General features: G+C 66.4%; 10 protein-coding genes. 6 read left to right on the forward strand and 4 right to left on the reverse strand.

The window, feature by feature from the left end; genetic code table 11:
- Positions 1–66: 66 nt before the first annotated feature.
- Both G6N26_RS22420 and G6N26_RS22425 read right to left on the reverse strand, forming a co-directional pair.
- Positions 67–1,143: an NAD(P)H-dependent amine dehydrogenase family protein gene (locus tag G6N26_RS22420; protein ID WP_067167893.1), complete on the reverse strand. Its 1,077-nt coding sequence runs from the start codon at positions 1,141–1,143 to the stop codon at positions 67–69.
- 24 nt (positions 1,144–1,167) lie between these two features.
- A complete protein-coding gene (locus tag G6N26_RS22425) occupies positions 1,168–1,959 on the reverse strand; it encodes an SDR family oxidoreductase (RefSeq protein WP_083018007.1) in 792 nt (263 codons plus the stop codon).
- Between the two features lie 249 nt (positions 1,960–2,208).
- Between G6N26_RS22425 and pstS (G6N26_RS22430) the strand changes: the two genes are divergently transcribed.
- The 4 genes from pstS (G6N26_RS22430) to pstA all read left to right on the forward strand — a co-directional run bounded on the left by pstS (G6N26_RS22430) (position 2,209) and on the right by pstA (position 6,574).
- Entirely contained in the window at positions 2,209–3,315 is a 1,107-nt protein-coding gene (gene pstS, locus G6N26_RS22430; protein WP_095576587.1) for a phosphate ABC transporter substrate-binding protein PstS, read from the forward strand.
- 231 nt (positions 3,316–3,546) lie between these two features.
- Entirely contained in the window at positions 3,547–4,659 is a 1,113-nt protein-coding gene (gene pstS / locus G6N26_RS22435; RefSeq protein WP_083018012.1) for a phosphate ABC transporter substrate-binding protein PstS, read from the forward strand.
- A 69-nt stretch (positions 4,660–4,728) separates the two neighbouring features.
- On the forward strand, positions 4,729–5,664 hold the full coding sequence (pstC, locus tag G6N26_RS22440; RefSeq protein WP_263644193.1) for a phosphate ABC transporter permease subunit PstC: 936 nt from the start codon (positions 4,729–4,731) through the stop codon (positions 5,662–5,664).
- A gap of 7 nt (positions 5,665–5,671) precedes the next feature.
- Complete coding sequence (pstA, locus tag G6N26_RS22445) at positions 5,672–6,574, forward strand: phosphate ABC transporter permease PstA (RefSeq protein WP_067167880.1); 903 nt, start codon at positions 5,672–5,674, stop codon at positions 6,572–6,574.
- 15 nt (positions 6,575–6,589) lie between these two features.
- Here the strand turns inward: pstA and ku are convergent, their stop codons facing one another.
- Positions 6,590–7,504, reverse strand: a complete 915-nt coding sequence (gene ku, locus G6N26_RS22450) for a non-homologous end joining protein Ku (RefSeq protein WP_083018014.1) — start codon at positions 7,502–7,504, stop codon at positions 6,590–6,592.
- Positions 7,505–7,647: 143 nt separating this feature from the next.
- The gene (locus G6N26_RS22455; RefSeq protein ID WP_083018016.1) at positions 7,648–8,571 is read right to left on the reverse strand and encodes a carbohydrate kinase family protein; all 924 of its coding nucleotides are present in this window, start codon (positions 8,569–8,571) and stop codon (positions 7,648–7,650) included.
- An 11-nt stretch (positions 8,572–8,582) separates the two neighbouring features.
- Between G6N26_RS22455 and G6N26_RS22460 the strand changes: the two genes are divergently transcribed.
- On the forward strand, positions 8,583–10,859 hold the full coding sequence (locus G6N26_RS22460) for an ATP-dependent DNA ligase (protein WP_083018018.1): 2,277 nt from the start codon (positions 8,583–8,585) through the stop codon (positions 10,857–10,859).
- Positions 10,856–12,805, forward strand: a complete 1,950-nt coding sequence (locus G6N26_RS22465) for a fumarylacetoacetate hydrolase family protein (protein ID WP_083018020.1) — start codon at positions 10,856–10,858, stop codon at positions 12,803–12,805. Before G6N26_RS22460 ends, G6N26_RS22465 begins: the two co-directional genes overlap by 4 nt.
- Positions 12,806–12,863 lie beyond the last annotated feature (58 nt).

The raw sequence follows: 12,863 nt of genomic DNA on the forward strand, positions 1-12,863 counted from the left end.
AAAGTGAGGTTAGTCGAACATCCCGGTGGGCTGCTCAGCGGCTGTGGCGTTTCCCGGCCTGGTGGCTCACTCCGGGAGGTAGAGCCCCTTGCCGGTGACCAGCGGCAAGTCGAGCGTCGTCACGATTCCCGGGTCGGCGGCCACCACCGCGGGGATGGCGTTGACGACGCGCATGGCGGTGGCCACCAAGCCGGCGTGGTTGTGATCGCCCTTGCGGCTGCTCAGGCAGATGTCCATGGCGTACGACGGTTCGCCGGTGACCTCGATGCGGTAGGAGCCACCCTCCTGTGCGGGCTGCGGCCATTCGGGGCACAGATCCTCGCGCAGTCGGGTGACATGTTCGAGGACGACGGCGGGAGCGCCGTTGACCATCCCGAACACCTCGAAGCGCAGCGCCGCGGCGGTGCCCTTGGCGATATGACCCGAGGCGATGTCGAAGTCCTCCGGGGCCGGTATGCGAACGTGCGACTGGGTGACCTCGTCGAGCGAAACGCCAAGGCCCGCCGCCATTTGCCGGATCACCGATCCCCACGCCAGGCTGAGGACACCAGGCTGCAGGAGCATGGGAATGTCGTCGAGTGGCTTACCGAATCCCATGACGTCGAACATGACCGCGGCGCTGTCGTAGGTGGCGTAGTCGACGATCTCCATGCAACGGATCTGCTGGATGCTCTGGCAGGTGCCGGCCAGCGCCAGCGGCAGCAGGTCGTTGGCGAAGCCGGGATCGATGCCGTTGACGTACAGGCTTGAATTGCCTTCGCGCGCCGCATCTTCCAGGGGCTTGATCATCTCCTCGGGGATCACCTGCCACGGATACTGCAAGAAGACGGGGCCGCTGCCGACGATGTTGATCCCGGCCGCCAGCACGCGCCGGTAGTCCTCGAGAGCCTCGGGCAACCGGTTGTCGGCCAGCGCGTTGTACACCGCGCACTGCGGCCCGGTGGCCAGCACGGCGTCCAGGTCGGTGCTGGCGAGGATGCCCGTCGCCTCTTCGAGGCCGGCGAGCTCGGCGGCGTCCTTGCCGGCCTTGGCGTCGGAGGACACCCAGACGCCTTTGAGGTCGAACTCGGGATTGGTGATGAGCGCCCGCAGCGCGTGGATACCGACGTTGCCGGTGCCCAGTTGGACGACGGGGATGGGCATGACGTGCTCCTTAGCGGTCGGGGGTCACAGGTCCGGGACGGGGATGTCGAGGTTGGGGAAGGTGAGGCCGCCGTCGACCTCGAGGGTCTTGCCGGTCAGGAAGCTGCCGGCGGGGGAGGCCAAATAGACTGCGGCGGCGGCAATGTCGACGGGATCGCCGAGCCTGCGCATCGGGGTGGCCTTTTCCATCGGCGACCGCAGCTCGTCGTTGGAGGCGACCACATCCAGCGCCGAGGTGAGGATCGAGCCCGGAGCGATCGCGTTGACGCGAACCCGTGGGCACAGGTCCAGGGCGGTCAGCCGGGTGTAGTGCGACAGCGCGGCCTTGGCGGTGCCGTAGGCCGCGAAGCCACGTCCGGCCAGCCGGCCCATGGTCGAGGTGATGTTGATGATGCTCCCGCCGCCGGAGTGCTCGAGCATCAACGGGACGGCCGCCAGCGTGAGCGCGTGGGCGGTGCCGACGTTGAAGGTGAAGGCGTCTTTGAGGTCCTTCGTCGAGGTCGTCAGCAACGTGTTGGGCATCGTTCCCCCGACGTTGTTGACGACGATGTCTAGTTTCCCGAATGCCTCAACGGCCTGACCCGCCAGCTCGGCGGTGGATTCCGGATGCGCCAGGTCGGCGGCGACGATGTGGGCGCGGCGCCCGGCGGCGCGGACCTGTTCGGCGACGGCCTCTAGTTGGGATTCGGTCCGCGAGGCGATCAGAACATCAGCGCCTGCCTCGGCGAACGCCAAGGCGATGGCCGCCCCCAGGCCGCGGCCTGCACCGGTGATGACGGCGACTTTGTCGTCGAGACGGAACCTGTCAAGGATCATGGCGGCCTCTCTTCGTTTCGGTGTCAGCCGACACGGTAGCAAGCGGCGCCGTCTCGGATCAGACATTTCTAGAACAAGTTCTATTTTTCTATTCGGGCAGGGGGCGGTGGGGCCGTCGGATCGTCGGCCGGCGGCCGTGCCCCGTCGGCGACCCCCGCAGCCGTCACCAGACCATTTGCCCGCCGTTCACTTTGTTGCGGTTAGCTCAGTGACGCCAATCATTTTTGCTCCTTGACGTGAGGAAGAGACTTGGGACGCAATCGATTTGGTGCCGTGCTGGGCGTCCTGACCGCTGCCGTGCTGGCGTTGTCGGGATGCGGAATTCACGACAGCAGGGCCTGGGGAAGCGGGGCGGGCGCGTCGGGCACGGTCACGTGCGGTGGCAAGCAGACCCTAAAGGCGGCGGGGTCGACGGCCCAGGCCAACGCGATGACCCGGTTTTCCGGCGCGTTCGAGCGCGCCTGCCCCGGTCAGACGCTGAACTACACACCCAACGGCTCCGGCGCGGGGATCGGCCAATTCACCGGAAACCAAATCGATTTCGCGGGCTCGGATTCATCGTTGACCCCGATCGAGTACTTCGCGGCGCACAGTCGGTGCGGCTCGCCGGCGTGGAATCTGCCCGTGGTCTTCGGCCCCATCGCCATCACCTACAACGTCAAGGGCGTCAGCTCGCTGATCCTCGACGGCCCCACCGCCGCCAAAATCTTCAAGGGCGCCGTCACCGCCTGGAACGACCCGGCGATCCAGGCGCTCAACCCCGGCACCGCGCTGCCCGGCGAGCCCATCCATGTCATGTTCCGCAGTGACCAGTCCGGCACCACCGACAATTTCCAGAAATACCTGGATTCCGCGTCCGACGGCGTCTGGGACAAAGGCATCGGGAAGACGTTCCACGGTGGGGTTGGGGAGGGCGCCGACGGCAACGGCGGTACGTCGGCGGCCGTCAGGGCGACCGAAGGATCGGTCACCTACAACGAATGGTCGTTCGGTCTGGCGCAGAAGCTGACCATGGCCAGGATCGTCACCTCGGCCGGACCCGAGGCGGTGGGCATCAGCGCCGACTCGGTCGGACGGACGATTTCCGGTGCCACCCTCACCGGGCAGGGCAACGACTTGGTGGTGGACACCTTCTCGTTCTACAAGCCGACCAGGCCCGGCTCATACCCGATCGTGTTGGCGACCTACGAGATCGTGTGTTCGAAATATCCCGACCCGCAGGTCGGCGCCGCAGTGAAGGCGTTCCTGCAGAGCACCATTGGTGCCGGGCAAAATGGCTTGGCGGACAACGGGTACATCCCGGTGCCGGAGTCGTTCAAGTCGCGGCTGTCGGCGTCGATCAACGCCATCGCGTGATGTGAAGGGGCCGGACGAGGTCTTTGCTGACGAACGCCGGCCGGACGACGTCACGGTGTGCTGCCGCCGACGTCGCAAAGGGCAGCCCGCGCGTTCAGCGTCGATCGCCGAAAAGTTTGCTCAACGTTCAATTGTTACTGTTACGTTCGTGGCTGCGCGACGGGCTGGTCGGCGGGCCATGGCTAACTGACCGGCGGCGCTCATGTTTCATCCCCACCGTAAGGAAGCGAATTGAAACTCAACCGATTTGGCGCCGTGCTGAGTGTCTTGGGAGTCGGCGTGCTGGCGTTGTCGGGGTGCGGAAGCGACAACAACGGGACCGGCGCCAGCGGGCCGATCGGCTCGTCGTCGGGCAAGGTGAGTTGCGGCGGAAAGAAGGCGCTCAAGGCCAGCGGATCCACGGCCCAGGCCAATGCGATGACCCGCTTTGTCAACGCGTTCGAGCAGGCCTGCCCCGGCCAGACGCTGAATTACACCGCCAACGGATCGGGTGCTGGAATCAGCGAATTCAACGGCAACCAAACGGATTTCGGCGGCTCTGACTCGCCCCTGGCGGCCAACGAATACGCTGCCGCCCAGCAGCGGTGCGGTTCGCCGGCCTGGAATCTACCGGTCGTCTTCGGCCCGATCGCGATCACCTACAACGTGACGGGTCTGGACTCGCTCAGCCTCGACGGGCCAACGGCCGCCAAAATCTTCAACGGGTCGATCACGACGTGGAACGACCCCGCGATCCAAGCCTTCAATCACGGCGTTGCATTGCCCGCCGTGCCGATTCACGTCGTCTTCCGCAACGACGAGTCCGGCACCACCGACAATTTCCAGAAATATCTCGACGCCGCGGCGGACGGCGCGTGGGGCAAAGGCGCCGGAAAGACCTTCAAAGGCGGCGTCGGCGAGGGAGCCAAGGGCAACGACGGGACGTCGGCGGCGATCAAGGCCACCGAAGGATCCATCACCTACAACGAATGGTCGTTTGCTCAGGCGCAGAAACTGAACATGGCCAAGATCGTCACCTCGGCCGGCCCGGACGCGGTGTCGATCAGCGCCGAATCGGTGGGCAAGACGATTGCTGGGGCCAAAATCTCCGGCCAGGGTCACGACCTGGTGCTCGACACGCTGTCGTTCTACAAGCCCAAGCAGCCCGGTTCCTACCCGATCGTGCTGGCGACCTACGAGATCGTGTGCTCGAAGTACCCCGACTCCGGGGTCGGTGCGGCGGTGAAGGGATTCCTGCAAAGCACCATCGGGGCCGGGCAGAACGGCCTGGCCGACAATGGCTACATCCCGATTCCCGACGCGTTCAAGGCGAGACTGTCTGATTCCATCAACGCCATCACATAGCCTGAGGTGGTCGTGACACGAGGAACAGCAACCAGCCCGTCGACCGCGGAAGAGCCGGCATCAACGGCGCTGAGTGCGCGCGTGGCGCGGCGGGGCGACCGGCTGTTCAAGCTGGTCGCCGCCACCGCGGGCTCGACGATCGTGGTCGCCATCCTGTTGATCGCGGTCTTCCTGTTGCTGCGCGCGCTCCCGTCGTTGCGGGTCAACCACGCAAACTTCTTCACCAGCGCCGAGTTCAGCACCAGCAACCCCCACAAGCTGGCCTTTGGCATCCGCGACCTGCTCATGGTCACCGTGCTCAGTTCGCTGACCGCGCTGGTCCTGTCCGTTCCCATTGCGGTCGGTATCGCGGTGTTCCTCACCCAATACGCGCCGAAGCGGCTGGCGCGCCCGTTCGGCGCGGTGGTAGACCTGCTCGCCGCGGTGCCGTCGATCATCTTCGGGCTATGGGGAATCTTCGTCCTCGCCCCCCAAATCGAGCCGGTGGCGGCGTTTCTCAACCGGCACCTGGGGTGGTTTTTCCTGTTCAAGCAGGGCAACGTGTCGTTGGCCGGTGGTGGCACCATCTTCACCGCCGGTGTTGTGCTCTCGGTGATGATCCTGCCGATCGTCACCTCCGTCTCGCGCGAGGTCTTTCGGCAGACCCCCCACATCCAGATGGAAGCGGCGCAGGCGCTGGGCGCCACCAAGTGGGAGGTGGTGCGGATGACCGTGCTGCCCTTCGGCCGCAGCGGCGTCATCGCCGCGTCGATGCTGGGGTTGGGACGCGCGCTGGGCGAGACGGTGGCGGTGCTGATCATCTTGCGTTCGGCCGCGCGCCCGGGGCATTGGTCGCTGTTCGACGGCGGCTACACGTTCGCCTCCAAGATCGCGTCGGCGGCCGCGGAGTTCAGCGCCCCGCTGCCCACCGGCGCCTACATCTCGGCGGGATTCGCCCTGTTCGTCCTGACGTTCATCGTCAACGCGCTGGCCCGCGCGATCGCCGGCGGCAAGGTCAACGGATGACGGGCTCATGACGGTTGACGCGCTCGACCGGCCGGTCAAGGCCGAGGTGTTCCGGCCGCTCAGCTTCCGGCGGCGGATCACCAACAACGCCGCGACGATCTTCTTCCTCGCGTCGTTCCTCATCGCGCTGGTGCCGCTGATCTGGGTGCTGTCGATCGTGATCCAACGAGGCTGGTACGCCGTGACGCGGTCGGGGTGGTGGACCCACTCGCTGCACGGCGTGCTGCCCGAACAGTTCCTCGGCGGCGTCTACCACGCGCTGTACGGGACGCTGGTGCAGGCCGGGGTGGCTGCCGCCCTGGCCGTGCCGCTGGGCCTGATGACCGCGGTCTTCCTGGTGGAATACGGTTCGGGCCGCCTGGTGCGGCTGACCACGTTCATGGTCGACGTGCTGGCCGGGGTCCCCTCGATCGTCGCGGCGCTGTTCATCTTCAGCCTCTGGATCGCCACCCTGGGCTTCCAGCAGAGTTCCTTCGCGGTGTCGCTCGCCTTGGTCCTGCTGATGCTGCCGGTGGTGGTGCGCTCCGCTGAGGAAATGCTCAGGTTGGTGCCCGACGACCTGCGCGAGGCCAGCTACGCGCTGGGTGTACCGAAATGGAAGACCATCGTGCGGATCGTGTTTCCGATCGCGATGCCCGGCATCGTTTCCGGCATCTTGTTGTCCATCGCGCGGGTGATCGGCGAAACCGCGCCGGTGCTGGTGCTGGTCGGCTACAGCCGGTCGATCAACTTCGACATCTTCCACGGCAACATGGCCTCGCTGCCGCTGCTGATCTACACCGAACTCACCAACCCCGAACATGCCGGATTCCTGCGCATCTGGGGTGCGGCGCTGACACTGATCATCATCGTCGCGGTGATCAACGTCGTTGCCGCGGCCACCCGCTTTCTGGCGACCCGCCAACGCTGAGCGAGGGGTGTCGGGTCAGGACTTCGCGGCCGCTTTCTTGGCCGGAGCCTTCTTGGCGGCCGTCTTTTTCGCCGGTGCCTTCTTGGCGGCGGTCTTTTTCGCGGGTGCCTTTTTCGCGGGCGCCTTGCCGTCACCGCCCCCGGAGCGCGCCTTCACGCTGGCCTCCAGCTTGGCCAGCAGATCGGAGACGTCTTCGGTCTCATCCAGCTCTTTGGGCTTCTCCTCGGTGGTAAACGCCTCTCCGCCTTCGAGTTTGGCTTGGACCAACTCGTGGAGCTGCTCCTGGTAGTCGTCGTGGTAGCGATCGGGATTGAATTCTTCGGCCATCGAATCCACTACCTGCCCGGCCATTTTGAGCTCGGCGGGCTTGACCTCGACCTTCTTGTCGAGAATCGGGAAGTCCGGGTCACGAATCTCGTCGGGCCACAACAACGTATGGATGACCATCACGTCGCGCTTGCCGAAGTCCTTGACCCGCAACGCCGCCAGCCGCGTCTTGTTGCGCAGCGTGAAATGCACGATCGCCATCCGGTCCGTCTCGGCGAGTGTCTTGGCCAGCAGCACATAGGATTTCGACGACTTGGAGTCGGGCTCCAGAAAATAGCTGCGGTCGAACAGCATCGGGTCCACATCGCTGGCCGGCACGAACTCCAGCACCTCGATCTCTCGGCTGCGTTCCTCGGGCAGGGTGGCGATGTCGTCGTCGGTGATGATGACCATCTGGCCGTCATCGGATTCGTAGGCCCGGGCGATGTCACGGTATTCGACGACTTCGCCGTCCACCTCGCACACGCGCTGATATCGGATGCGGCCGTTGTCCTCGGCGTGTACCTGGTGGAATTTGATGTCGTGGTCCTGGGTGGCGCTGTACACCTTGACCGGGACGTTCACCAGCCCGAACGCGATGGAACCCTTCCAGATGGAGCGCATGTAAGTCAGTATGCCCATACTGTTCGCTGCCTAACAGCATCCGCGCCGTCGCGCCGCTGCTCAGAAGCCCGCGAGCGTAACGGGACGGCGAGATTGCGCTCGAATTTTCGCCCTGGCGTTACGCGTGGGCGTCCGACGAGACGCTAGCGGCGCCGGTTTGCTTGGGCGCGCAGCGCGGCGCGGTCGGGCAGATCGGCGCCGGCCCGCGAGACCGTCAGCGCCGACGCCAGGCTGGCGGCTTCGAGTGCCGCCCTGAGCTCGTCGAGGCCTATCCGATGCAGGGCGGCCCGCCGGTCGGCGCCCAACAAACCCACTGCCCACAGCGCATCCAGTAAGCCGACCATGAACGCGTCGCCGGCGCCGACGGTGTCGATGACCCCGACCGGCCGGGCCCCGACCCGGGCATTGCCGGCCGCGCAGAACGCCATGGCGCCCCGGGCGCCCAGGGTCACGACGACGATCGCGGGTCCCGAGGCCAGCCAGCCTCGCGCCGTGCGCTGCGGCTCGTGGTCGGGGTCGATCCACCTCAGGTCCTCGTCGCTGACCTTGACGATGTCGCTGCGCTCGACCAGCTGCGCGATGCGGGTCCGCGCCGCGTCCCGGTCGTCGATCAGCGACGGCCGCACGTTGGGGTCGAAGCTCAGCGTGGCCGAGATGCGATAAGCCTCGAGCAGCGACGCGACCGCCAAGCACCCCGGTTCGCGCACGGCGGCGATCGACCCGGTGTGCACCAGCAGCGGCGGCGCGACCTCGGGCGTACCGGAGACGCGCCAGTGCAGGTCGAATGTGTAAGCGGCCGAGCCGTCGTCGCCAATCGTCGCGACCGCGGTCGGCGTGCGTTCGGCCGAGACGCTTCCCGGAACGAGTTGCACACCAGAGGATTTCAGGTGCTCGGCGATGCGCCGGCCGGGTTCGTCGTCGGCGATATGGGTCAAGAAGTCGACGCCACGACCCAGCCGGGCCAGCCCGACCGCGACGTTGAGCGGGCTGCCGCCGACATGCTCGACGGTGCCGCGCCGCTCGACCCTGTCGATCAGCGCTTCACCTATGACCAGCGCGGCGCCCATAGACTCACAGTATGAGTTCGACGGCGGGGCCGCGGGTCAAGCTGACCAACGCCGAAAAAGTGCTGTATCCCGCCACCGGAACCACCAAGAGCGACATCTTCGACTACTACACGCAGATCGCCGAGGTGATGATCCCCCACGTCGCCGCGCGTCCGGCCACGCGCAAACGCTGGCCCAACGGCGTCGAACAGGAATCCTTCTTCGAAAAGCAACTGGCCTCGTCGGCCCCTGACTGGCTGCCACGCGCCAGCGTGACCCACCGATCCGGAACGACGACCTATCCGATCATCGACGACCCCGCCGGCCTGGCCTGGATCGCCCAACAGGCGGCGCTGGAAGTCCACGTGCCGCAGTGGCGATTCGTCGCCGAGTGGACCCGCAGCCGGGCCGAAGAACTCAAACCGGGCCCGGCGACGCGATTGGTGTTCGACCTCGACCCCGGTGAACGCGTGACGATGGCCCAGATGGCCAAGGTGGCGCGCGCCGTCCGCGACCTGATGGCCGGGATCGGACTGACCACCTTCCCGCTCACCAGCGGCAGCAAGGGCCTGCACCTGTACGCGCCGCTCGACGAGCCGGTGAGCAGCAAAGGCGCCACGGTACTGGCCAAACGCGTTGCGCAACAGCTGGAAAAGACGATGCCCAAGCTGGTCACCTCGACCATGACCAAGAGCCTGCGGGCGGGGAAGATCTTTTTGGACTGGAGCCAGAACAACGGCTCCAAGACGACGATCGCGCCGTACTCGCTGCGCGGACGCGAACATCCGACCGTCGCGGCGCCGCGCACCTGGGACGAACTCGACGACCCGTCGCTGCGCCAGTTGCGGTACGACGAAGTCCTGGCCCGGGTCGCGCGCGACGGCGATCTGCTTGCGGAGCTGGACGCCTCGGATAAGCAAGCCCCGGTGCCCGATCGGCTGACCAAGTACCGCAGCATGCGCGACGCGTCCAAGACCCCGGAGCCGGTCCCGGTGACAAAACCCGCTGTCGGGCAAGGGAATTCCTTCGTCATTCAAGAGCACCATGCGCGGCGGCTGCACTACGACTTCCGGCTGGAGCGCGACGGCGTGCTGGTGTCCTGGGCGGTGCCCAAGAACCTGCCCGAAACGCCGTCGGTGAACCACCTGGCGGTCCACACCGAGGATCATCCGCTCGAATACGGCGGGTTCGAGGGCGTCATCCCCAAGGGCGAATACGGTGCGGGCAAGGTGATCATCTGGGACTCCGGAACCTACGACGCCGAAAAGTTCCTCGACGATGAGGTCATCGTCAACCTGCACGGCGCCAAGATCTCCGGCCGCTACGCGCTGATTCAAACCAACGGCGACCAGTGGCTGGCGCACCGGATGAAGGACCAGAAGGTCTTCGAGTTCGACACGATCGCCCCCATGCTCGCCACCCACGGCTCGGTGACGGCACTGAAGGCAGGCCAGTGGGCGTTCGAGGGCAAGTGGGACGGTTACCGGCTCCTGATCGAAATCGACCACGGCTCCTTTCGGGTACGGTCGCGGCGCGGCCGCGAAGTCACCCAGGAGTACCGTGAACTCCGTTGGCTGGCAGACGGTCTCGCCGAACATCATGTGGTGCTCGACGGCGAGGCCGTCGTGCTGGACTCCTCCGGGGTGCCCAACTTCCACGAGATGCAAAACCGCGGCAAGGGCTCACGGGTCGAATTCTGGGCGTTCGACCTGCTCTACCTCGACGGCCGTTCGTTGCTGCGGGCCCGCTACCGCGATCGGCGAAAGTTGCTGGAAATGCTGGCAGCTGGCAGCAAGCTCATCGTCCCCGACCTGCTGCCCGGTGACGGCAAAGAGGCGCTGGAGCACTCCGGGGAGCGCGGCTGGGAGGGAGTGATCGCCAAGAAGCGCGACTCCACCTATCAGCCGGGCCGCCGTTCGTCGTCGTGGATCAAGGACAAGCACTGGAACACTCAGGAGATCGTCATCGGCGGTTGGAAAGCCGGCGAAGGCGGACGCAGCAGCGGCATCGGCTCACTGCTGATGGGTATCCCCAGCGCGGGCGGGCTGCGTTTCGCCGGGCGCGTCGGCACCGGGTTCACCGAACGCGACCTGGCCAAGTTGAAGAAGACGCTGGCGCCGCTGCACACCGACGAATCCCCCTTCGACCCACCGCTTCCCCGAAGCGAAGCTCGCGGCGTGACGTACGTGCGGCCGGTGCTGGTCGGGGAGGTGCGCTACAGCGAGTGGACCCCGGATGACCGGTTACGCCAATCGAGTTGGCGCGGGCTGCGACCGGACAAGGAGGCAAGTGAGGTGGTGCGCGAGTGAAATGGGTTACCTACCAAGACAGTTCGGGCGCAGAACGTGTCGGCGTCCTGGCAGGTGATGCGATCTATGCGCTGCCATCGGGCGTGACGCTCCTCGATCTCGTCGCCCGCGGTGCCGACGGATTGCGGCAGGCGGGGGAGGATGCGCAACGGTCCCCGGCGGCGGCCTCGCTGGCGGAGGTGCGATTGCTGGCACCGATCCCACGACCGCCGTCCATCCGCGATTCCCTGTGCTTCCTCGACCACATGCGCAACTGCCAGGCCGCGCTGGGCGCCGGTCGGACGCTCGGCGATTCCTGGTACCGCATACCGGCCTTTTACTTCGCCTGCCCGGCAACGATTTTGGGTCCGTACGACGACGCCCCGACGGCGCCCGGAAGCGCGTGGCAGGACTTCGAATTGGAGATCGCCGCCGTGATCGGCGCCGGGGGCAAGGACCTCACGGTCGAAGAGGCGGAACGGGCGATCATCGGCTACACGATCTTCAACGACTGGTCCGCCCGCGATCTGCAGCAGATGGAGAGTCAACTTGGGATCGGGCAGGGCAAGGGCAAAGACAGCGGGGTCACGCTGGGCCCCTATCTGGTGACCCCCGACGAGCTCGAACGGTATGCCCACCCCTCCTATCCGGGCAGGCTGAACCTGCGGGTCACCGCCCTGGTCAACGACGTCGTCATCGGTTCCGGGTCGACCACCCAGATGGACTGGACCTTCGGCGAAGTCATCTCCTATGCGTCGCGCGGCGTCACCCTCGCACCCGGTGACGTCATCGGCTCCGGGACCGTGCCCACCTGCACGCTGGTCGAGCACCTCAATCCCGCAGCCCTGGAATCGTTTCCGGGCTGGCTACACGACGGCGACGTCGTCACGCTCCAGGTCGAAGGGCTGGGGGAGACCCGGCAAACCGTGCGCGCCAGCGGTGCGCCGCACCCCCTGGCCGCGCGGCCGAATCCGGACGCCACCCCCGCCCCGCCGCGAGTCAACCCCGCCCGCGCGCGGGTGCCCTACACCCGCGGGCTGCACGAGGTCGGCGACCGGGTGTGGGCCTGGACACTGCCCGACGGCGGCTACGGATGGAGCAACGCCGGTCTCATCGCCGGCGACGGCGCTTCCCTGCTGGTGGACACCCTGTTCGACCTGGCGTTGACCCGCGAAATGCTCACGGCGATGCAGGCCCACACCGCGGCCGCGCCGATCGCCGACGCGGTGATCACGCACTCCAACGGGGACCACACGCACGGCAACCAACTGCTCGACCCCTCGGTGCGGATCATCGCCGCGCGCGGGACGGCCGAGGAGATCGAGCACGGGATGGCCCCGGAGATGCTGGCCATGGCGCAGACGGCCAACCTCGGCCCGGTCGCCACACCGTACACGCGAGAACGCTTCGGGCACTTCGATTTCAGCAACATCACGCTGCGCAACGCGGATCAGACGTTCGAACGTAACCTTGCGATCGAGGTGGGTGGGCGGCGCATCGATGTGCTGAACCTGGGTCCCGCGCACACCGCCGCCGACTCGGTGGTGCATGTGCCGGACGCGGGGGTGCTGTTCGGCGGCGACCTGTTGTTCATAGGCTGCACACCCATCGTGTGGGCCGGCCCTATCGCCAACTGGGTCGCCGCCTGTGACGCGATGATCGCGCTGGACGCGCCGACGGTCGTGCCGGGCCACGGTCCGGTTACCGATCCTGATGGGATCCGTTCGGTGCGTGGCTATCTCGTGCATGTCGCCGAACAGGCCGAGGCCGCGTACCGCAAGGGTCTGTCGTGGGCCGAGGCCTCCGACACCATCGATCTCGGCGAGTACGCGTCCTGGCTGGACGCCGAGCGCGTCGTCGTCAACGTCTACCAGCGATACCGCGAACTCGACCCGCAGACACCGCAGTTGGAGGTCATGGCCCTGCTCGTGATGCAGGCCGAATGGCTGGCCAAACGGACCTCGTGACCGTCTTCGTCGCCGCGAACGTGCCACTATCAACGCATTTCTCGAGACGAGCTGGCCC

The sequence above is a fragment of the Mycobacterium marseillense genome (assembly GCF_010731675.1).
GTDB classification, from domain to species: Bacteria; Actinomycetota; Actinomycetes; order Mycobacteriales; family Mycobacteriaceae; genus Mycobacterium; species Mycobacterium marseillense.

Coding starts and splice junctions, on each gene's coding strand:
- G6N26_RS22420 (WP_067167893.1), bottom strand. CDS start 1,143: ATGCCCATCCCCGTCGTCCAACTGGGCACCGGCAACGTCGGTATCCAC.
- G6N26_RS22455 (WP_083018016.1), bottom strand. CDS start 8,571: ATGGGCGCCGCGCTGGTCATAGGTGAAGCGCTGATCGACAGGGTCGAG.
- pstA (WP_067167880.1), top strand. CDS start 5,672: ATGACGGTTGACGCGCTCGACCGGCCGGTCAAGGCCGAGGTGTTCCGG.
- G6N26_RS22460 (WP_083018018.1), top strand. CDS start 8,583: ATGAGTTCGACGGCGGGGCCGCGGGTCAAGCTGACCAACGCCGAAAAA.
- G6N26_RS22425 (WP_083018007.1), bottom strand. CDS start 1,959: ATGATCCTTGACAGGTTCCGTCTCGACGACAAAGTCGCCGTCATCACC.
- ku (WP_083018014.1), bottom strand. CDS start 7,504: ATGCGCTCCATCTGGAAGGGTTCCATCGCGTTCGGGCTGGTGAACGTC.